Genomic DNA, 21264 nt, shown 5'->3' with positions numbered 1-21264 from the left:
GAGCCGGACGCGCCGGTGGAGGTCCGTGCCGGTGGACGTGCGTGCCGGTGTGCGCGGGGAACGTGCCGGGACAAGGTGGTGGCCCGGCGGCGTCGTCGCCGCGCGCGGCCCCGTGCCCGTACCGGGCGGCGTCAGCGACGCATGGCGTCCGTGTACCCCACGCTGGCGTCCACCGCGCGCTGCCGGGACACGAGCCACCGCATGCCGCCCGGCAGCCGGGCGATCCGCGCCTTGAGCGCGACCCGCCGCTGGCTCGGCATCATGGCCGCGGCCGTCTCGAGCAGGCGCCGGGCGTCCTGGGTGCGTCCGTCCCGCATGGCCTGCTCCGCGTCCGACGCCGCCGCGAGCGGGGATCCCTCGCGCAGCCGCCGCAGCAGCTTGTCCCGCTCCCCGGGGCTCAGCTCCTTCTCGAAGCGCACCAGCGTCTTGCGCAGCGCCATCTCCTCCCCCGCGGCCATCCGGTCCCGCTGGGACTGCATGGACCCGCCGGACCACGCCAGGATGGAGGTGACCCGGTCCACGCGGTCGAAGCGCCAGCCCGAGTAGATGGCGCGCAGCCACAGCTCCCAGTCCTCCACGAACACCTGTTCGGGGTCGAAGGCCCCCACCTCCTCGAAGAAGCTGCGGGGGAACAGCCCGTACAGGCTGCCGATGTTGTACTCCAGGATCACGCTGCGCTGCTCCTCCGGGCCCGGCATGCGCTCGCGGTACTGCACTCGCTCGGGGTTGATCCCGGAGGGGGTGCACAGCCAGCCGTTGGCGTAGACCACCGTGCGCTCGCGCCCGGGGTGCTCCTGCAGCTGCTCGTAGCGGGCCAGCAGGGTCTCCAGGTGGTGCGGCAGCAGCTCGTCGTCCGCGTCCAGGAACGTGATGAAGTCCCCGGAGACCAGCCCCAGGGCCCGGTTGCGGGCGGCACCGCAGCCCGCGTTCTCCTGCGTGAGGACCTGCACCGTGCGCCCCGGGCGCTCCACGGTGGTGTAGCCCGCGAGCACCTCGGCCGTGTGGTCGGTGGAGCCGTCGTCCACCACCAACACCTCCACCCGCGGGTGGGTCTGGCGCAGCACGCTGCTGATCGCCTGCCCCACGAGCTCCTGGCCGTTGTAGACGGCGATGACCACGCTCACGAGCGGTGCGTCCGCCGTGCCTGCCGTGGTGGTGTCCGGTGTCATGCTGCCCCCCGTGCTCGGCCCCTGGCCGCGGTGCTCCGCGACCCGCACAAGTCTAGGAAAACCGGGCGGCCCCACCCGCCCGAATCCGTCCACACAAGGGGGCACGTTTGTCCCGAACACACCATTTCCGGCGGTCCCGGCCCGGGAAGCTGGCTAGAGTTCTGGTGCAACCACGATGGGGATCTGGGGACCCCTGTGTGCACCCGAGCGCGCCGCGCCGTGCACCGGGGCCGAGGGGGAGAAACATGAACTTGAGTCAGTACGTCCGATGCTTGAAGCAGCTGTGGCTGCTGGTCCTGCTCGCCACCGTGGTGGGTGCGCTCGCCGGAATCGCCTCGACCCTCGTGGTCCCGAAGTCCTACGAGTCCCAGTCGCAGGTGTTCGTGAACGTGGCCAACCCGCGCTCGGTGACGGATCTGCAGATGGGCGAGCAGTTCGCCGTCGCCCGCGCCGGGTCCTACGCCAAGGTGGCCACCACCAACTCCGTGCTGCAGCCCGTGGTGGACCGCCTGCACCTGGAGGACACGCCCGAGGAGCTCGCCGCCAAGAACGTGGTGGTCACGAACGAACCGAACACCGCGATGATCACCATCACCGCCACGGGGGACTCGGCGCAGCAGGCCGCGAACCTGGCGCAGGCCACCGCCGAGAGCCTCGTGAGCGTGAGCCGGGGACTGGAGACCGTCCCGCAGTCCCAGGACGGGCTGCAGCCGGCGAACGTCAAGCTCAACGTGGTCCAGCGGGCCGCCGTTCCGGAGAAGGCCGCCGGGCCCTCCGCGGCGGTCAACACCGCGCTCGGAGCGCTCGTGGGTCTGGTCGTGGGGCTGCTGCTGGTGCTGTGGCGCGGGCGCCCCGCCGCCGAGCGCCGGACGTCCCACCGCGCGGACGCGGCCACCACCCGGGCCCACGAGCACGTCGCCGACGATGAGCTCTGAGTCCGGCCTGCCGGGGTGCCCCCGGGACATCGTGGTCGTGTGCCCCACGGAGTACGGCGGGCAGCTGGAGCATGCCGCGGACCTCGCGCTCGCCCTCGACGCGAGCCCGGACGTCGCCGCGGTCTCGCTCGTCTCGCGCCCCGGGGCCCGCGAGTACCTCGGCTGGGCGGCGGAGCACCCGGTGCGCGTGGTGGAGACCGTGCCGCCCCGGCGCACCCGGGTGCCGCGCTCCGCCCCCGGCAGGGCGCTGCGGGCCGGTCTGCAGGTGCTGGACCTCGTGCGCGAGCACCTGGCCGTGCGCGCGGTGGCCGCCCGCGCGAGCCACGACGCCGTGCTCGCCCTGGACTCCACCAAGTACCCCCTCCCCGCCGTGCTGCGGGCGCGCCGCGCGCAGCGCACCGCGGTGTTCGTGCACAACGCGCAGCCGCACTTCGACCTGGGCTCCGCGGGGCTCCGGGAGCGCGTCCTGCTCTGGCTGGACCGGGCCTGCGCCCGCCGCGCGGACCGGGTGGTCACCCACGGCCGCGAGCAGGCGGAGATCATCCGCGGCTACACCACCCGGCCCGTCACCGCGGTGGACCTGCCCGTGTCTTCCCGCCTGGACCCGGGGGCCCCCGCCGCGCCGGCCGCCGCAGCGACCGGGCCCTATGCGCTCTGCATCGGCGAGGTGCGCGCCAACAAGGGCATCGAGCTTGCCGTGGTGGCCGCGGGCGAGGCCGGTGTGCCCCTGCTCGTGCGCGGCAAGGCGGAGAGCCCCGAGCTGGCGGCGGAGCTCGCCGCGCTCGCCCGCCGCCACCCGTCCGTGGACGTGGTGGACCGCTTCCTCTCCCGGGACGAGTTCGCGGGCTACGTGAAGGACGCCGCGGTGATCGTGCTGCCCTACACCCACTTCGACGCCCACTCCGGCGTCCTGGCCAAGGCCGTGGGGGCGGGCACCCCCGTGGTGGCCTCGGACCTCGCCTCCCTGCGCGCCCAGGCCGGGGACTACGCCGGCTTCCGCGCCGCGGACGTCCACGACGCCGCGGCGTTCGGCGCCGCCCTGCGGGACGCGTTCGACGACGCCGTCCGCACCCGCGGCGCGCCCCCGTCCGCGCCGGGGGGCGCCACCCCGGGCGCCGACGTGCACGCGGACTGGGGGCCCTCCGTGGCCGCCGTGCTCGGGACGGAGCGGGCGTGAGCACCGTGGCGCAGCCGGGCCTGCTGGCCGGCCGGAGCGGCACCGGCCCCCGCCGCGCGTCCACCCGTTCCCGCGGCGCGGCGCTCGTCACCCCGGGAACGGCCCTGGACCGCGCACTGTCCGGTGCGCTGATCGTGCTCTCGGCCCTGCCCTACGCGGCCGTGCCACTGGGCTCCAACACCAACCTGCCGCTGTCCAGCGTGGTCTGCGTCCTGCTGATCCTGCGCTGCGCCCGGCACATGCCGGTGATGTGGACCGCGCTGCTCGTGGGAGTCGTCCCCTTCGCGGCCTCGGCCGTGCGGATGTTCCTGAGCCCCGTCCCCGTGCAGGTCGCGGGATCCATCACGTGGCTCGTGTTCACGCTGCCCCTGGCCGGCGCGGCCGCCGCCATCCTCTTCCTCGGGCCGCGCGCCATCTCGTGGCTGAGCTGGACCATGCTGCTCAGCGCGGCCTACACCCTCGTGCAGAAGTACGTGTTCTTCGACGTGGTGGGCGTGATCCCCTTCGAGGGCCTCTACACCATCCCCGGCTACGCGAACGTCTCCGACTTCAGCGAGACCTTCCTGACCTACGTGCGGCGGCCCTTCGGGCTCTTCCCCGAGACCTCCTTCATGGTGGGCTCGCTGTCCCTGATGGCCATGGCCCTGGTGGTCGTGCTGCGCCACCACGGCCGCCGCATGACCCCGCGGGACGTCCTGGCCATGGCCCTCGTGCTCTGGGCCGTGGCGGTCTCCGGCTCGGGAGCCGCGGTGGTTGTGCTCGGCGTGGTGCTGATCGCCGCGATCGCCCCCTACGCCGTGCGCCGGGCCTGGGCCGCGGTGCTGCTGGTGCCCCTGGGGCTCGCCGGAGCGGCCTACGTGGGGCTGGACGTCCTGCGGGACCGCAAGGAGTCCTTCAACTGGTCCTGGGCGGACCGCGGCTCCTCGATCACGGCCTCGGTGCGCCACCTGGTCTCGGATCCCACCACGTTCCTGTGGGGCGTGGGGCGGGGCCGGTCCAACGAGCTGTTCCTCAGCGGGCGCATGCCCCTGGGGGACCTGCAGCACTACAACCCGCTGCCGGACATCTACTCCGTGATCGGCCGCGTCCTGCTGGAGAGCGGCATGGTCTTCGGGCTCGCCCTGGTCCTGGTCATGGCGGTGCTGTGCGTGCGCTCCGGCGGGCGCAACCCCCTGTGGCTCGGCGGGTGCACGCTGGTGGTGTGGCTCGTCGTTGCCGGGGCCACCACGAGCTATGACTCCGCGTTCTGGGTGTGGGGCATCGCCGGGGTGTGCCTGGGGCTGGAGCTCTCCCGCCCCGCGGCTGCCGGCAGCGCGGGCGCCGGTGCGGACGACGCCGCCGGGCCGGGCACCTGATCCACTCCGGCGCCACGCCACGCGGCTCCTGCCAACGAGGGCTGCGCCCACGAGGGACAGGGCTGTCGTGCCCGCGGGCGCCGGCATCGCCACACCATGCACCGTCCACCTCCGCAGAAAGGCCCGCACCGTGCGCGTCCTCCACATCGTCAACGACGCCGAGACCGGCGGCGCCCAGACGCTCATCGAGCAGCTGCTGCTCACCCGGCGGCCCGAAGACGAGGCGCACCTGCTCGTGCTGCTCGGCCCGGGAGCCCTCTCCCCGCGGCTCGAGGCCGCGGCCACGAGCACAACGTACGCGCACATGACCCGCAGGGACCTGCTTCCGGTGAGGGCCGCCCGTGCCGTGCGCCGGCTCGTGCGGGAGCACCGGATCGACGTGGTGCACTCCCACCTCCAGCAGTCGGACCTCGTCAACGAACTGACCCCGCACGGCGCCGCGAAGGTCACCACCCTGCACTCGAGCCTGAACCTGGCGTCGAGCCGCGTGGCGGGCGTGGTCTGGCGGCTCGCCGCCGTCTTCTCCTCCCGCCTGGACGCGGTGGTGGCCTGCTCCCCCACCGCACGGGACTTCGCGGTGGACTTCGGATACCGCTTCCCCGGGGAGCGGATCCTGGTGGTTCCCAACGGCACCACCACTGCAGCGGCCCCCGCTCCCGAGCCCCCCGGGGACCCCGTCCTGCTGCATCTGGGGCGCCGCGTGCCCGCCAAGGACCACCCCACCCTGTTCCGGGCGTTCGCCCAGACCCGGGAGCGGCACCCCCTGGCGCGCCTGGTGTGCGCCGGCCACGGGGTGGATCCGCACAACCGCGTGCTCACGGACGAGCTGGCACGGCTTGGCCTGACCGACGCCGTGGAGCTGCTGGGGTCCGTCTCGGACGTCCGCTCCCTCATCCGGGCATCCCACGCCATGGTGTTCTCCAGCAGCGAGGAGGCCCTGCCCATGGCCGGCATCGAGGCGCTGAGCGAGGGCGTTCCCGTGATCACCACGGACACCGGGGACACCCGGGTGCTGTCCGTGGAGCCCTTCACGCTGGTCCCGCCCCGCGACCCAGAGGCCCTGGGCGCCGCACTGACCCGGTTCCTGGACCTCACCCCGACGCTGCGAGAGGGCCTGCGGCACCGCAGCTGGGAGCGCGCCCGTGCGGACTTCGACGCCCGGGTGACCGCGCGCCGCTACCGCGAGCTCTACGAGGAGCTCACCACGGCGTCCTGAGCGTCCGCCGACCGGGCGCTGTTCAACTCCCGGTCGCGGCGCCGGATCCGGCGGAACGCCGCCAGGAACACCGCCCCGAGTGCCGCGCCGCACACCCCGATGGTCAGGACGTCGGGCAGGACCCGGCCCGCCAGGACGAACACCACTGCACCGGCGGCTGCGGCGAGCAGCATGAGGACCCAGGTCCGCAGATCCGCCGCTCCGGCACGGCTGGACTCCGCACGCTCGCTGAACACGAGCTGAACGGGGACGGCCAGCAGCAGCGGCGCAGTGGACGCCGCCATCACCACCTCCAGGTTCCCGGTCTGCGCGGCGAACCACACGGCGGGCAGGGTGACCACGAGAATCCCCAGGCTGATCAGCGAGGCCACGAGGGGACTGCCGCGCAGCGTCATCACCAGGTTCGGCACCTGCCCGAGGGACTCCCCCAGCACACCGAGGACCACCATGGCCAGGGCGGGGGCCGCGAAGGCCATGGCGGGGCCGAGCCACACGCTCAGCAGTTCCGTGGGGATCGCGAGCAGCGGGATGCTGATCATGAGCCCCACCAGCAGGGACACCGTCATGGCCACGCGGATGTGCTCCGCCGCCTCGCCGCCCTGCGACTTCTTGATGGGGTAGGCGAACGGCATGGCGATCCAGCTGATCACCAGACGGGCACTCTGGAACACGCGGATCAGCGCCCCGAAGGCGGTGGCGGCATGCAGCCCCAGGGTGGGCCCCACGATGAACAGCGGCAGCTGGTACACCCCCAGGAGGGACAGCGAGCCGATGGACAGCACGGAGGACATCCGCAGCAGGGGCCTGCCCTGCTCACGCCAGGCACCGGGCAGCGGGCGCGCCAGCCCGAAGCGGCGGTGCACCGCCCACAGGCACACCGCGGGCGGCAGCAGCAGGGAGACGCACTCCACGAGCACCAGGGCGATCAGTCCGCCCTGGAACGGGATGAGCAGGGCGTACCCGGCGGCACGTCCCAGGATGGCCACCACGGCCGCCTTGCGCTCCACGTCCGGGCGGTTGAGGGCCCACAGCACGGAGTTGCACGCGCGCCCGAGCACCGAGAAGAACAGCGTGAACCCCGCGGCGAGCAGCAGGGGAACCACGGCGTGCTGGTCCCGCTCGGGCACGTCCACCGTGGTGAGGTAGAGCGGGAAGAACACGAAGTACAGGCCCGTGAGCACCACCGCGAGCACCAGGAAGACGCCGATGGCCACGGCCACGAAACTCTGGCGCCGCCGGGCGTGGGCGGCGTCGTCCGGGATGTCCGTGAGGGTGCGCACGATGCCCGTGCCGAGCCCGAAGTCGGACATGGTGAGCAGCTGGATGGCGCTGAACGCAATCACCCACAGCCCGTAGGACTCCGCCCCCACGATCGCGATGGCGAAGGGGTAGAGCAGGAGCAGTCCGAAGACGCTCGTGAACCCGGAGACGTAGTTCCACAGGATGTTGGTCCCCACACGGGAGGCCTCGGTCTCGGGCGGGGGTGTGCGCACGGCGGGCGTGTCTGTCATGACGGGGCTACTGAGCCTTCCACTGGTCGAACAGCTCGTCGAGCTGGCGGGCGATCTGGTTGCGCGCGGTGCGCGAGAGGACGGAGTGGTCCACGGCGGGGACGTAGCGCTCCGCGATCTGCCGTCCGCGGCGCTGCAACCGGGACACGGCGCGGTCTGCGGTGGTCTCCCGGTAGCGCTCCTCGTCCTGCGGGCCCACCAGGAGCACCACGCGGCGGCCGTGGCTGGCACGCTCCAGCACGTGGTCCGGGATGGACGCGGACGGGTTGCGGGCCATGAGGTTCCACACGGGCTCCGGGGTGCGGTGGCGCAGCGCGTGCGAGGCGACCTGCTTGCCCTCGGCCAGTCGGGCCGTGGCCCATGTGCCGGCGTCGGACAGGACACCGCGGGCGGCGTCCGCGCACCGGGAGCGGCAGGCCCCGTGCACGCTCCCGGCGCCCCCGTGCGCCGGTGCCGCCGCCCGACCACCCGACGGTGCGGCGTCGGCTGCGGCCGAGGTGCTCTTCGCGCGCAGCTTGGCGTCACCGTCGTAGCTCGGGCGCAGCCCGTCGAAGAAGCCCTGGTGCATCCGCCACTCGTTCTGGTTGATGAGGATCAGGGCCTGGGCGGGCAGCCCCGCGGGCTCGCGCGTGGCCCGCAGCGTGGCCCACGCGCCGGAGCACAGCACCGTGGCCACCACGTCCGTGCGGAAGCGCTCCCCGAGCCAGCGGGCCTGCTCGCGCAGCGCCTGGGCGTTGAGGTAGCGGTAGGGGTTCGGGTCCCGGTCGGACCACAGCAGGGCCCGGTCCCCGGCGCCGTCGCGGTCCGCGCGGAGACTGACCACGCCGCGGCCCGCGAGCCGGCGCGCGGTCTCGGGCCACAGCCCGGAGCCGTCCCGGGGCTCGGACGCCCCGGGAGCGAAGAACGTGACGGGTTTGCCCGGCCACGGGGCGATGGCCCCGCCAGCAGCCTGTGCGGTGGCGTCCGCCGTGGCCGCCGCCGTGACCTCGGGGCTCGACTCGGCACCCCTGCGACCCGCGGCACCCGGCGACGCCGCGGGCCCCCGGCCACCGGTCCGGTCGGGGACCTGTCCCGCCACGGGGCCCGTGAGGATGCCCGGGTAGCCCGCGGGGTCCACGGCCACGACCTCCTCCGCGCACAGCACCCCGTCCCCCGCGAGGAACTCGTTGCGCGCGGGGCCCCTGCCCGCACCCGTGAAGGGCACCAGTCCCGGACGGGGCAGCCTCCGCAGCAGGTCCTCCAGGACGTCGTAGTGCACCCGGACGTCCAAGGACTCCACGCCGTACATGACCTTGGCACGCGGCTGGTCCGCCTCCCGGTACACCTCCACCCCGGGGGGCAGCTGGGCCAGCCGTCGCGGGTCCGGGATGCGCGCGAGCTGCTCGGCCTGCGCGTCGGTGAGCCACAGCCCCATGAGATCCACCCCGTCCCCGGTGGGGATCTCCGGCAGGGTCGCGCGGCGCAGGCGCGACCACTGGTTGGCGAAGGCCTTTCCGCTCACCGGTTCCCACGCGATCACGTGGTCGAAGTGCTCCGAGAGCATGCTCAGCAGACCGGCGCCCACCCGGTAGCCGATGCCGTAGACGGGCAACTCCTCGATGCCGCAGACCTCCCGTGCTTGCTGGGCGGCGTCCAGCACGTTCCGCAGCCACTCCTGGAGCAGGTCGTCCCCCGGGCGCAGCGCGTGCGAGTCGCCCACGCCCCGGTAGCTGACCCGTGCCACGCAGTAGCCCGCGCCCGTGAGGAGCATGGCCAGCTGCCGCAGGGCCCGGTAGCCCTGGACGTGCTCGCGCCCCGCGGGCGGTGCCAGCACCACGAGCCCCCGCGCCCGCCCGTTCTCCGGCGTGTGCAGCCACGTGAAGGTGGCGCTGCTCCCCGTGCCCGTCCACATGCCCGCGCCCGCGGTGCCCGCCGGTGCGGCGCTCGCCCCGCGCTCCGTCCGCGCCGGGGGCGTCCCGATGGTGTTCATGGTGTTCTCCCCTGTCCTCTCCCCAGTAGTTCGGTCACCGCGCGAGGGTGCGCTCCGCGAGCGGCACGCGGATGCCGTAGATCTCTCCCAGCCGCTGGCGCTGCACCTCACGGCAGTTCTCCCACAGCGCCCGGCGGGCCCATGCGGACACGGCGTCCCGCGCCCGCTCGTCCGTGATCTCCTCCCAGTGCCGCGCCACCTCCTGCGGCGAGTCGACGACGACCGGCAGCCCTGCGTCGTCGAACACCCTGATGCGCCGCACGATCACGGGGATGTCGTTGAGCGCCGCCTCCAGCACCGTGATGGGAAAGCCCTCCCAGCGCGCCGTGTGCAGGTAGACGTCCGCCCGTGCGAGGTGCTGGCGCACCTCCTCGTGGCCCACCCAGCCCGTGACCTCCACACCGTGCTCGCGCAGCAGCCGCTCCACGCCCTCGTCCCCGCCACCGATCCACAGCGGGCGCACGTCATGGCCGGCGGCGCGGATGGCGTCCACCGCCTGGGCGAAGAACACGGGGTCCTTCTGCGCCGCCAGACGCCCCGCGCCGGCGAGCACGAGCGGTTCGCCCGGCGCGGGACGGCGCTTGCGCTCACCGCACGGGCGGGCGATGTTGGGCACGTACACCGTGCGGGGTGCGATCGGCCCCCAGTGCGCCACGTTGTTCTCCGCCTTGGAGCACCCGGCGAGCACGTCCGTGCGGGCGGCCAGTGCCCCCTCGAGCAGCCAGTAGCCCAGCCGGGTCAGACGGGAGCGGTCCAGCCGCGAGAAGGACCACGCGTGCGGCGTGTACACCTGCTTGATCCGGGTCAGCGAGAGGTCCAGGTACTTGTTGTTCGTCAGCTCGCGCACCGCCCTCCCCAGCGGTGCCGGAACGGAACGGCCCGGGCGGCGTCCGGCGCCCCGCACGGTGGTCCGCTCCTCCGGTGCGGCAGGCAGCTCGGCACCCGCCAGGAGATCCCCCTGCCGCTCGGCGCGCGTGGTGGGCGCAGCGGGAGCGTTCAGCGGTGAGAGGGTGTCGTTGCGGCGGCGCGGCAGGTGTCCCACGGCCGTGCGTGCGTACACGCCGGCGTAGCTCGAGTGCGAGTGGATGACGTCCGGTTTCACCGCGCGGATGGCCCAGCGGGTGGCCTTGACGTTGGCCAGGTGTCCCCCGGGCAGCGAACGGACCGATGCAAAATCAGCGTCCCAGTTAGCCTCGAGATTCACGGCCTCGGGGCGCAGGTGGCACAGCAGGTGGTGCTCGCACTCCGGGGTGGCGCGGGCGTAGTCCCGCACGGCCGCCGCCACACCCCCTCCGAAGGCCTCCACCACGTGCAGCACCACGGGAGCGCGCCCACCCCCGCCACCGGCCGCCGCGCCGGGAGCCGCGTGGGCGTCGTCGTCGGCATGTGCGCAGGTCGAGGCGGTGACCGGACCGTCGGCACCCTCGCGCAGTTGTTGCTGATACATTCATCCCCCGTTGTCTGCGCGCACCCCGGCACCCGCCGCGGCACGCCCCCGGAAGCACGCACGTCCACGTGCCGCACCGGGATCCCCACCCCGGCACGTGCGGTCCACCCACGCCGTGCGCGCTGTGACCGCCCTCAGTCTAGATTCGCGGCGGAGCCGGAAATGCCGCCACCCGCATCTTCCCTGCCCCTTCTTTGGCGGACACCCCCACCGTGGCACCCCCGGAGTTCGGCACGGCGAACCCCACGCCCTCCCCGGAGCGCACGTGGGGGGGGGTCCCCGTCGGCCGCGCGACTAGGATGGGCGCAGCACCCGCAACGGCCTCTGTCCCGCGCGGGCTCCGACGTACCGGCACCGATCCAGAAGGAGCACCATGTCCGTCAACGCATCCACCACCATCAAGGCACCGCTGGACACCGTCCTGAGGACCTTCGTGGACGAGGCGTTCGTGCGCCACGTCAGCGAGCTCGCCGGGGCGCAGTTCGAGTCCTTCGAGGTGAACGGGGACACTTCCACCGCGTTCACCGCCACGACCGTGCGCACCATGGGTGCGGACAAGCTCCCGGACGCCGTCAAGAAGGTGGTCAAGAACGGTGTGAAGCTCACCCAGGTGGACACCTACGACGCCCCCGCCGCGGACGGCTCCCGCTCCGTGCGCACCGAGATCAAGGCCGGTGGGCTGCCCGTGGGCGCCACCGCCACCCAGCAGCTCAAGGCCCTGGGCGAGCAGGAGACCTCCGTGGACGTCTCCGGTGAGGTGCAGGCCAGCATCCCGCTGGTGGGCAAGAAGATCGCCGCCGCCGCCGAGCCGTACATCGGCAAGGCCCTGACCCTGCAGGCCCGCCAGGCCGAGGCCTGGATCTCCTCGCACTGAGCCACCCTGCACGGCGCGCGACGGCCGGGCGGCACCCGTGCCGCCCGGCCGTCGCGCACTCGACACGACAGACGCGGTCCACCCGAGGCCCGCGCGTTGGGAGACATTCGACTTGAGCACGGACACGCAGACGTCCTCCGAATCCGGCGGACCCATCACCACCTTCCTCCGCCGGGACACCACCGGCGGCCTCCTCCTGCTGATCGCCATGGTGCTGGCCCTCGTGGTGGCCAACTCCCCCTGGAGCGACGTCTACTTCGGGCTGCGTGACGCCGAGGTGGGCCCGGGCGGTGTGGCCGGACTGCAGCACACCGTGGGCCACTGGGCGTCGGACGGGCTGCTCGCGGTGTTCTTCTTCCTGACCGGCCTGGAGCTCAAGGCCGAGTTCGTGGACGGGGAGCTGCACAACATCCGCAAGGCGATCCTGCCCGTGGTGGCCGCCGCCGGGGGTGTCGTGGCCCCCGCGCTGATCTTCCTGGGGATCAACCTCGCCTCGGGCGGCGAACCCACTGCGCTGCACGGGTGGGCCATTCCCACCGCCACGGACATCGCGTTCGCCGTGTCCGTGCTCGCCGTGGTGGGCTCCTCCTTGCCCGTCGCCATGCGCACGTTCCTGCTGACCCTGGCGGTGGTGGACGATCTCATCGCCATCGCGATCATCGCCTTCGTCTACACCGAGAGCGTCAGGTTCCCGTTCCTGCTGGGCGCCGCCGTGCTGCTCGCGCTCTTCTGGTTCCTCACGCACAAGTACATGGGCTGGTTCATGGCCCGGCACTGGGCCGCGTGGGTCATCCTGCTGCCCATCGGCGTGGTCACCTGGTGGCTCGTGTACGAGTCCGGCATCCACGCGACCATTGCCGGCGTGCTGCTGGGGTTCATGGTGCCCGTGCTGAAGCAGAAGCCGCGGATCATCCGGCAGGAGGACCCGCGCATGGGCCTCGCGCCCGCCCTGGAGCACCGCTTCCGGCCGCTGTCCAACGGGCTCGTGATCCCCGTGTTCGCGTTCTTCTCCGCGGGCGTGGCCGTGGGCGGCTGGGAGGGCATCACCTCCGCCGCCACGGACCCCGTGGCCCTGGGCATCGTGGCGGGCCTGCTGCTGGGCAAGCCCATCGGCATCTTCGGCGCCGCGTGGCTCATGGACCGCTTCACGTCCGCCGAGAAGGACAGGGACTACACGTGGTTCGACATGCTCGGCATGACCGTGGTGGCGGGCATCGGGTTCACGGTGTCCCTGCTGGTCGCCGAGCTGAGCTTCGGTGAGGGCAGCCCCCACAGCGACCACGCCAAGGTGGGCATCCTCTGCGGCTCGCTGCTCGCGGCCGTCATCGGCGGCTGCCTGATCGCGCCGCGCAACGCCAAGTACAAGGCCATGCGCGCCGCCGGGCACGACCCGGACACGCTCGACTGACCGGACGACGACGCCGCGCACGTGCACAGTGCCCTCTCCCGACGGGAGGGGGCACTGCTCGTCTCCGTGCGGCGTCGTCCGTGCGCCGGACGGCCGACCGCGGCCCGTAGGTCTCGTGGCCGCGCTCGGCGGAGCGGCGGCGCGCGCCCGATCAGGCGGGGTTGCGCGCGTGGACGTGCTGCTGGGTGGCGGTGAGGCCCTGCTCGGCGAGCATCTCCACGGCGTCGGCGGCGTCCGAGACCAGCAGCGGCAGCTCCTTGGCCTCGGCACCGGAGAACCGCTTGAGCACGTAGTCCGCGGCGTCCATGCGTCCGGGCGGGCGGCCCACTCCCACGCGCACGCGGACGTAGTCCTTGCCCTTCATGGCCTTCGAGATGTCCCGCAGGCCGTTGTGCCCGCCCTCACCGCCCCCGCGCTTGAGCTTCACCGCCCCGAAGGGAAAGTCGATGTCGTCGTGGACCACCACCAGGTCCTCGAGCCCCAGGGAGTAGTAGGTGCTCAGTGCCCTCACGGGCCCGCCCGAGACGTTCATCCAGCTCAGCGGCTGCGCGAGCACGAGCCTCGGGGCTCCCGGGCGCATGCGCGTCTCCGCGACCACCGCGCGCGCCCGGTGCGCCGAGAGCGTCACGCCCGCCCTCGCCGCGAGCTCCGCCACCACCATGGCGCCGATGTTGTGCCGCGTGCCCGCGTACCGGTCCCCCGGGTTGCCGAGGCCCACCACCAGGGTGCGTTCCGTCATGCCGTGCTCCTCGCTCTCGTCCTGGGCGCCGCCCACGCCGGGACGACGACGGCGGCGGGCACCCGAGGCACCCGCCGCCGCTCATCACGTGACCGCGCCACCCGGGAGGTGACGGGGTCGAGAGGCCTACTCGTCGTCCGAGGACTCCTCGGCGGTCCCCTCGGAGGCATCCTCCTCGGACTCCTCACCCTCGGTCTCGGGCTCCTCGCCCAGGTCCTGCTCGACCGGCTCGGACACGTTGACCACGAGCAGCTCGGGGTCGGAGACCAGGGTGACGCCGGAGGGCAGGGTGACGTCCTTCGCGTAGACGTGCTCGCCCGCCTCGAGGCCCTCGATGTCGAGCACCAGGTGCTCGGGGACCTTCAGGGCATCGGCCTCGACCACGAGGACGTTCTCCTCGACGTTGTGGATGGCCGTGGGGGCAACCTCGCCCTCGACCGTCACGGGGATCTCGACCTCGACGCGCTCGCCGCGGCGAACGGTCAGCAGGTCGATGTGGAGGATCTCGGGGCGCACGGCGTGGCGCTGGACCTCCTTGATCATGGCCAGGTGGCCCTCACCGTCCACGTTGATCTCCAGGACGGCGTTCGGGTTGCGGGAGGCCAGCATCATCTGGTGACCCGGCAGGACCACGTGCAGCGGCTCGGCCCCGTGGCCGTAGATCACGGCGGGGATCTGGTTGCTGGCGCGCACGCGGCGGGCGTAGCCCTTGCCGAACTCGGTGCGCAGGGTTGCGGGGATGGTGATGATGTCCACCATGGTGGTGCTCCTTCGGTCGTGGGTCTGGTCGGTCGCCGTCAGACCGTCCGCACGCGGTGCCCGGCACCACGGTCGCGGACGGCGTCCGATCGACGTGGTGCGGCCCCAGGTGTCCCACCGCCCGGGAGGATCTGCACCGGGTGCGGTGGATCGTCAGGATCCACAGGCCGTCGTCGATAACGGGGCAGCACGACTGCCCCCTCGCCTTGGCAACCGGGTCAGGATAGCACGCACCACCCGCGCGGCCGCCGCCGGTCGCACTCCCACCCCGCCTCCGCACGGCAACCGTGGGGCCGATGTCCCTCGCGCACCAGAGTGGCCGACAGATGACCCCCATCCGGTCCACGTCCGGCACCGAACGCGGCTGCCAGATGTCCACAAATCTGTGCTGAACCATGCATTCGGCAGGTATTAGACCAGGTGAGGGAGTATATTCCACTGTTAGCGGGCGTAAATCTCGGGGGAGATGAACACCGTGGTGCGGGGGTCGCCTCTGATTCGAACCCCGGCATCCGAGCGAGCGCGTGGGGTGTCTCGCCGTCGAACGGTTTGTGGGGGAAGGTTCGTCGACCGTGTTCCAGGAAGCCAGTCACCAGCACAAGCACCTCTCGTGGCGCGAGAGCTACCAGCGGGAGCTGCGCGTGTACGACGCCGCCTCGCTCGTCCTTGCGCTCGCGCTCGCCCAGGCACTGCGCTTCGGGTGGCTCCAGGGTCTGCTCAACCTGGAGGCCCTGCCCATCCCCTACTGGCTCGTGGGCCTGCTCCTCGCCGTCGGGTGGTGGATCTGGCTCGAGCTTCGCGGCACCCGCGGGGTCCGGCTGATCGGCAACGGGGCGGAGGAGGCCAAGCAGGTCGTCACCGCATCCCTGACACTCTTCGCCGCCATCGCCATCGCGTCCTACGCGCTCAACGTGCCCACCGCCCGCGGCTACATCCTCATCGCCCTGCCCCTCGGCACGGTCATCCTGCTCGTGGGCCGGCTGTGGGCCCGCCGGAAGCTGATGCGCCGGCGCGAGCAGGGGCTGAACATGTCCCGCACCATGGTGGTGGGCCGTTTCCCGGGGGCCGTGGAACTCGTGGGTGAGCTGCAGAGCCGTCCCGACGCGGGCTTCGACCCCGTGGCCGTCTACATGCCCACCTCGCACCACCGGTTGCCGCAGTCACTGGAAACCGTGGAGCTGCCCTGCAACGCGCTGGCCGCCCAGGAGCGCCCGAGCGTGCAGGGCATCGTGCAGGCCTGCCGTGAGCACGACGTGGAGACCCTGGTCATGGCCGCCTCCGTGCCGCTGACCACCACCGAGATCCGCCACCTGGGATGGGCACTGGCGGACGAGCGCATCCGGCTCGTGATGAACACCGGGCTCACCGACGTGGCCGGGCCCCGCATCCACACGCAGCAGCTCGCGGGGCTCCCGCTGATCCACGTGGCCACGCCGCGGTTCACCCGCGCCAAGAAGCTGGTCAAGCGCCTCATCGACATCGTGGGCTCGCTCACCGCGCTGGTCCTGCTCTCCCCGGTGATGATCGTGCTCGGCATCCTGGTCAAGGCGCACGACGGCGGCCCGGCCTTCTTCGCCCAGGAGCGGGTGGGCATCGACGGCACCCGCTTCAAGATGCTCAAGTTCCGTTCCATGTACGTGGACGCGGAGGAGCGCAAGGCCGCTCTGACCGCCGCCAACGAGTCCGAGGGCGGGGTGCTCTTCAAGATGAAGGACGACCCCAGGGTGACCCGGCCGGGAAAGTGGATGCGCCGCTACAGCCTGGACGAGCTGCCCCAGTTCATCAACGTCCTCAACGGCACCATGTCCCTCGTGGGACCGCGTCCGCCACTGGCCAGTGAGGTGGACAAGTACGAGCAGCACGTCTACCGCCGTCTCCGGGTCCGCCCGGGCATCACCGGGCTGTGGCAGGTCTCCGGGCGCTCCAACCTGGACTGGAACCAGACCGTCCGGCTGGACCTGTACTACGTGGAGAACTGGTCCCCCGTCCAGGACATGGTGATCATGCTCCGCACCGTGCGCGCCGTCTTCGCCTCCGACGGCGCCTACTGAGCCCCGCCCTCGGTCACGCTCGGTCCACCGCTGGCAGGCGGCGCCGCGCGCACGACGACGCCCTCTCACCGGCCGCGCCCCTCCTCCGGGAGGGGCGCGGCCGTTTCGTCGTCCGGGCGGAGCACCCCGCCGCAGAGCCGCCCGCCCGGACGAGGCCTCGGGTGCCGAGCCCGTGCGACATCGAATCTTTTTCCGAATGAAATCTCCCCGTTATGCGCTCCCGGCGGGCGAAATACCCCGAAACTCGATGCGAACAATTACACTTTCCAGTGCGTCCCCCCAGGTTGCTCCCCTTCCCGCCTGCCGAGCAGCTCTCCCCCCGTGCAGTAAGGCATCATGTATGACCACCCTCCACAGAACAGTTCTGCCCGCAGCCGTGACCGCAACCGCACTGGTGCTCACGACGCTCCTGCCCGCCGCGGCGAGCAATGATCCGCACCAGAACCTGAACCCCGGCAAGGGCGATGTGGTCTCCGTGGAGACCAAGGAGCTCAAGACGGTCGTCGACGATCCGCGGCTGCCGGCCGCCCCTCCCAAGACCGGGGACAGGAATCCCGGCGCCACCATGGGCCAGAAGATGAAGTCCATGGAGGACACCACCAAGGTCTCGGCGGCCTCCGAGAAGGAGCTCGAGAAGGTGGAGGCCGCGGTCCTGGGTGGCAGCACCTCGTCCGGCAACCCCGCGCCGTCGGGCAAGAGCTCGAGCGCGCCGAGCGCCTCCGCACAGGCCGCGGACCAGGGCGGCGTGGGTCCCGCCGGTTCCATGTCCCTGGTGGTCCGTGCCGGGTCCTGGCGCCCCGCGGGCATCGCGGGCATGGACGTCTCCGGGTGGCAGCCCGCCATCAACTGGAGCGCCGAGTACGCCGCGGGCGCGCGCTTCGCGTACGTCAAGACCACCGAGGGCATCGGGTACCGCTCCGAGGCTTTCAACGACCAGTACACCGGGTCCTACGCCGTGGGCATGAACCGCGGCGGGTACCACTTCGCCCTTCCCAGCCAGACCGACGGGGCATCCCAGGCGGACTTCTTCGTGAACAACGGCGGCGGCTGGTCCGCGGACGGCCGCACCCTGCCGGGCCTGCTGGACATCGAGTACAACCCCTACCCCTCGCTGGGCGACACGTGCTACAACATGTCCGCCCCGCAGATGAACTCTTGGATCAAGTCCTTCTCGGACCGGTACAAGCAGCGCACCGGGCGCCTGCCCGCGATCTACACCACCGCCGACTGGTGGTACACGTGCACCGGCAACACCGCCCAGTTCAACAACCACCCGCTCCACCTGGCGTCCTACGGGGTGGACTACCCCGCGTACATGCCCAACGGCTGGTCCCGTCACGACCTGTGGCAGTTCTCCGACAACGGCCCGTTCTCCGGCGACTCCAACGTCTACGGCGGGTCCTGGGCCCAGTTCCAGTCCTTCGCATCGTCCGCGTCCTACGCCCCGCTGGGTGGGCGCCCCTCTGGCTACTCGGTCCGCGGCGGCATCGCTGCCGTCTACAACGCGACCGGCGGTGCCGGGGTCTGGGGGCAGCCTGTGTCCGCAGAGAAGGACGCCGCCTACGGTGGCCGGTACCAGCAGTTCTCCCGCAACGGGGTGATCACAACCGCGTATTGGCACCCGAACACCGGCGCGCACATGCTACGCAACACGAGCGGCATTGGCGGCAAGTTCGTAGCAACGGGCCGCGAACGGGGCTACGGATTCCCGGTCAACGAGGAGCGCTCCATCCCGGGGGGTGCCTACCAGGTGTTCCGCACTCCATCCGGTCAGAGCACCAAGGTCATGTGGACCTCCCGCTCGGGATCTCACGCCGTCAAGGAGTACGGGGCCATCGGCAAGCGCTGGTCCCGGAGCGGCATGGAACGCGGCATGGGGTTCCCCACCACGGACGAGTACCGCTATGGTGACGAGGTCCGGCAGAACTTCTCCAACGGGTACATGATCACGTTCCACACCAGGACCGGCCACGTGCGGGTCCTGAACATCTGATCCTGCCCGCCTGAGCCCACGCGGCAGAGAGCCGCCCACGTCGGACGACGTGGGCGGCTCTTCCGCATCCCGGGGCGGGCCCGGGACGGTGCCCGGTTCAGGAGCGGCCGTTGAAGAGGCTCGTGACCGAGCCGTCCTCGAAGACCTCCTGGATGGCGCGGGCGATCAGCGGGGCGATGGAGAGCACCGTGAGGTTCTCGAACTGGTGCTCGGGCGGCACCGGCAGGGTGTCCGTCACGACCACCTCGTCCGCACCGCACGTGGAGAGTCGCTCCACCGCGGGACCGGAGAACACGGCGTGCGTGGCGGCGATGATCACGTTGGAGGCACCCTGGTCCCTGAGGACCTGCACGGCGCCGGTGATGGTGCCGCCGGTGTCGATCATGTCGTCGATCAGCACGCACGTGCGGCCCTTGATGTTGCCCACGACCTCCTTGGAGACCGCCTGGTTGGGCACGGTGATGTCACGGGTCTTGTGCACGAAGGCGAGCGGGGCTCCGCCGAGGCGCTCGGCCCACTGTTCGGCCACGCGCACGCGCCCGGTGTCCGGGGACACCACGGTCACGTTGTCCACGTCCACCACGGAGCGCACGTGGTCGCTCAGCAGCGGAATGGCCATGAGGTGGTCCACGGGCCCGTCGAAGAAGCCCTGGATCTGCGCGGTGTGCAGGTCCACGGACATCAGCCGGTCCGCGCCCGCGGTCTTGTACAGGTCCGCGATGAGCCGGGCGGAGATGGGCTCGCGGCCGCGGTGCTTCTTGTCCTGGCGCGCGTAGGGGTAGAACGGGCTGACCACGGTGATGGACTTGGCGGACGCCCGCTTGAGGGAGTCCAGCATGATGAGCTGCTCCATGAGCCACTGGTTGATGGGCGCGGGGTGGGACTGGATCAGGAATGCGTCCGCACCGCGCACCGACTCGCCGAAGCGCACGTAGGTCTCACCGTTGGCGAAGTCGTAGGCGTCGGTGGGAACCAGGTCCGTGCCCAGCTCACTGGCGATGCGCTCCGCGAGCTCGGGGTGCGCCCGACCCGAGAGCAGAACCATCCGGTTCGAACCCGTGTTGGTGATGCCGGTCATGTGAACTCGCTTTCTCTGACGTTCCTGGGGTTCCTGCTCGCGTGGCGCTCTGGCTCAGGCGCCGGTGCCGCGGTCAGATTCTTGGGCGGCCTCCGCCGCGCGGGCCGCCGCCGTGCCGGGGCGGTGCTTCTGCACCCACCCCTCCACGATGACCTGCCTGCCCTCGGTGAGCACGAGTGCGCCGGCGGGGACGTCCTTGCGGACCGTGGTGCCGGCTCCGGAGTAGGCACCGTCGCCCACGGTCACGGGGGCCACGTACATGTTGTCCGAGCCCATGCGGACGTCGTTGCCGATGCTCGTGCGGTGCTTGTTCACACCGTCGTAGTTCACGAACACGGAGGCCGCGCCGATGTTGGAGTTCTCGCCGATGGTCGCATCCCCCACGTAGGAGAGGTGCGGCACCTTGGAGCCGCGTCCGATCGTGGACTTCTTGGTCTCCACGAACGTGCCGATCTTGCCGTCCTCCCCGAGCACCGTGCCGGGACGCAGGTACGCGAACGGCCCCACGGTGGCACCGGCACCCACCTCGGACTCGCTGCCGTGCGTCCGGGTCACGGTGGCGCCCCGGCCCACGGTCACGTCCGTGAGGGTCGTGTCCGGGCCCACGACGGCGTCCTCGGCCACCCGCGTGCGCCCGTGCAGCTGGGTGCCGGGCAGCACGGTGGAGTCCGCCTCCAGCTCCACGGTGTCGTCGATCCACGTGGTGGCGGGGTCCACGATGGAGACGCCGTTGCGCATGTGGGTCTGCAGCGTGCGCTGGTTGAGGTAGTGGCCGAGCGCGGCGAGCTGCACGCGGTCGTTCGCGCCCTCGAGCTCCATGTAGTCGGCCATCTTCAGGGCGTCCACGCGGTGGCCGGCCTCGCGGGCCAGGCGGGGGACGTCCGTGAGGTACTTCTCGGCCTGGGCGTTGTCGGTGTCCACGCGGGAGAGCGCGTCGCGCAGCACCGCGGCGTCGAACGCGAAGATGCCCGAGTTGACCTCGGTGACCGCACGCTCCGCCTCGGTGGCGTCCTTGAACTCCTTGATCTCCGTGAACCGCCCGTGGGCGTCCCGCAGGATCCGGCCGTACTTGCCGGGCTCGGGGTGGTCCGCGGTGAGCACCGTGACCGCGTTGCCGTGCTCGGTGTGGTGGGCCAGGAAGGAGCGCAGGGTGTCCGCGGTGAGCAGGGGGACGTCACCGTAGGTCACCAGCACGGTGCCGCTCACGGGGGTCTCGGCGTCGAGCACCTCCAGGCCCGCGTCCACGGCGGAACCGGTGCCCGGGACGTCCGACTGGTCCGCGGTGAGCACGCCCGGTGCCACGTCCGCGATGTGCTGGGCCACGAGGTCGCGCTGGTGGCGGACCACGGCCACGATGCACTGCGGCTCGAGCTCGCGCGCCACCTGGAGCGCGTGGGCGAGCATGGAGCGTCCACCGATCTGGTGCAGGATCTTGGGGGTCTTGGACTTCATCCGCGTGCCCTTGCCCGCGGCAAGGACGATGACGGCGGCGGGGTTCTCCCCGGTCGTGGCGGTGTCAACGGTGCTCACGGGCCGGACTCCTCTGGGTGCTCGTGAGGCGGTGGGGGCCATCTTCGCCTCGA

At 71.9% G+C, this 21264-nt stretch carries 16 protein-coding genes; 8 read left to right on the top strand and 8 right to left on the bottom strand.

Annotated features, from left to right (window positions below; genetic code table 11):
• Nucleotides 1-131: 131 nt before the first annotated feature.
• Nucleotides 132-1169, bottom strand: a complete 1038-nt coding sequence (locus tag EAE32_RS09045; RefSeq protein ID WP_121845476.1) for a glycosyltransferase family 2 protein — start codon at nt 1167-1169, stop codon at nt 132-134.
• 245 nt (nt 1170-1414) lie between these two features.
• On the opposite strand from EAE32_RS09045, the gene EAE32_RS09040 reads away from it, so the two are divergent.
• The 4 genes from EAE32_RS09040 to EAE32_RS09025 all read left to right on the top strand — a co-directional run bounded on the left by EAE32_RS09040 (nt 1415) and on the right by EAE32_RS09025 (nt 5852).
• On the top strand, nt 1415-2104 hold the full coding sequence (locus tag EAE32_RS09040) for a YveK family protein (protein ID WP_121845475.1): 690 nt from the start codon (nt 1415-1417) through the stop codon (nt 2102-2104).
• A complete protein-coding gene (locus EAE32_RS09035) occupies nt 2094-3281 on the top strand; it encodes a glycosyltransferase (RefSeq protein ID WP_121845474.1) in 1188 nt (395 codons plus the stop codon). The genes EAE32_RS09040 and EAE32_RS09035 overlap by 11 nt, the downstream gene beginning before the upstream one ends.
• Nucleotides 3278-4636 carry a hypothetical protein gene (locus EAE32_RS09030; RefSeq protein ID WP_240625032.1) on the top strand — a complete coding sequence of 453 codons (1359 nt, stop codon included), beginning with the start codon at nt 3278-3280 and terminating at the stop codon, nt 4634-4636. The genes EAE32_RS09035 and EAE32_RS09030 overlap by 4 nt, the downstream gene beginning before the upstream one ends.
• Before the next feature lie 130 nt (nt 4637-4766).
• Entirely contained in the window at nt 4767-5852 is a 1086-nt protein-coding gene (locus EAE32_RS09025) for a glycosyltransferase (RefSeq protein WP_121845489.1), read from the top strand.
• On the opposite strand, the gene EAE32_RS09020 is transcribed toward EAE32_RS09025, so the two are convergent.
• The 3 genes from EAE32_RS09020 to EAE32_RS09010 are packed head-to-tail and all read right to left on the bottom strand — an operon-like array spanning nt 5825 to nt 10779.
• Nucleotides 5825-7363 carry a lipopolysaccharide biosynthesis protein gene (locus EAE32_RS09020; protein ID WP_121845473.1) on the bottom strand — a complete coding sequence of 513 codons (1539 nt, stop codon included), beginning with the start codon at nt 7361-7363 and terminating at the stop codon, nt 5825-5827. The genes EAE32_RS09025 and EAE32_RS09020 overlap by 28 nt on opposite strands.
• A gap of 7 nt (nt 7364-7370) precedes the next feature.
• Complete coding sequence (locus EAE32_RS12025) at nt 7371-9332, bottom strand: alpha/beta hydrolase family protein (protein ID WP_240625031.1); 1962 nt, start codon at nt 9330-9332, stop codon at nt 7371-7373.
• Nucleotides 9333-9366: 34 nt separating this feature from the next.
• On the bottom strand, nt 9367-10779 hold the full coding sequence (locus EAE32_RS09010; protein ID WP_121864935.1) for a glycosyltransferase: 1413 nt from the start codon (nt 10777-10779) through the stop codon (nt 9367-9369).
• 373 nt (nt 10780-11152) lie between these two features.
• Here EAE32_RS09010 and EAE32_RS09005 point away from each other — a divergent pair, with 373 nt between their 5' ends.
• Nucleotides 11153-11653, top strand: coding sequence for a DUF2505 domain-containing protein (locus EAE32_RS09005; RefSeq protein WP_121846842.1), 501 nt, complete (start codon nt 11153-11155; stop codon nt 11651-11653).
• A 112-nt stretch (nt 11654-11765) separates the two neighbouring features.
• Nucleotides 11766-13061 carry a Na+/H+ antiporter NhaA gene (gene nhaA / locus EAE32_RS09000; RefSeq protein WP_121864934.1) on the top strand — a complete coding sequence of 432 codons (1296 nt, stop codon included), beginning with the start codon at nt 11766-11768 and terminating at the stop codon, nt 13059-13061.
• Between the two features lie 151 nt (nt 13062-13212).
• On the opposite strand, the gene pth is transcribed toward nhaA, so the two are convergent.
• The gene (gene pth / locus EAE32_RS08995) at nt 13213-13800 is read right to left on the bottom strand and encodes an aminoacyl-tRNA hydrolase (protein WP_121864933.1); all 588 of its coding nucleotides are present in this window, start codon (nt 13798-13800) and stop codon (nt 13213-13215) included.
• 126 nt (nt 13801-13926) lie between these two features.
• A complete protein-coding gene (locus EAE32_RS08990; RefSeq protein WP_121846575.1) occupies nt 13927-14559 on the bottom strand; it encodes a 50S ribosomal protein L25/general stress protein Ctc in 633 nt (210 codons plus the stop codon).
• Between the two features lie 572 nt (nt 14560-15131).
• On the opposite strand from EAE32_RS08990, the gene EAE32_RS08985 reads away from it, so the two are divergent.
• Both EAE32_RS08985 and EAE32_RS08980 read left to right on the top strand, forming a co-directional pair.
• Nucleotides 15132-16610, top strand: a complete 1479-nt coding sequence (locus EAE32_RS08985) for a sugar transferase (protein ID WP_121864932.1) — start codon at nt 15132-15134, stop codon at nt 16608-16610.
• 376 nt (nt 16611-16986) lie between these two features.
• Nucleotides 16987-18603, top strand: a complete 1617-nt coding sequence (locus tag EAE32_RS08980) for a GH25 family lysozyme (protein WP_243635663.1) — start codon at nt 16987-16989, stop codon at nt 18601-18603.
• Between the two features lie 97 nt (nt 18604-18700).
• Here the strand turns inward: EAE32_RS08980 and EAE32_RS08975 are convergent, their stop codons facing one another.
• Together EAE32_RS08975 and glmU are read right to left on the bottom strand one after the other, a co-directional pair.
• Complete coding sequence (locus EAE32_RS08975) at nt 18701-19681, bottom strand: ribose-phosphate diphosphokinase (protein ID WP_121864930.1); 981 nt, start codon at nt 19679-19681, stop codon at nt 18701-18703.
• Between the two features lie 54 nt (nt 19682-19735).
• The gene (gene glmU, locus EAE32_RS08970) at nt 19736-21211 is read right to left on the bottom strand and encodes a bifunctional UDP-N-acetylglucosamine diphosphorylase/glucosamine-1-phosphate N-acetyltransferase GlmU (RefSeq protein ID WP_121864929.1); all 1476 of its coding nucleotides are present in this window, start codon (nt 21209-21211) and stop codon (nt 19736-19738) included.
• Nucleotides 21212-21264 lie beyond the last annotated feature (53 nt).

It is taken from the genome of Kocuria tytonicola, assembly GCF_003687175.1.
GTDB classification, from domain to species: Bacteria; Actinomycetota; Actinomycetes; order Actinomycetales; family Micrococcaceae; genus Kocuria; species Kocuria tytonicola.
The sequence above is the reverse complement of the archived record's forward strand: the minus strand, read 5'-3'. Positions and strand labels throughout refer to the sequence as shown.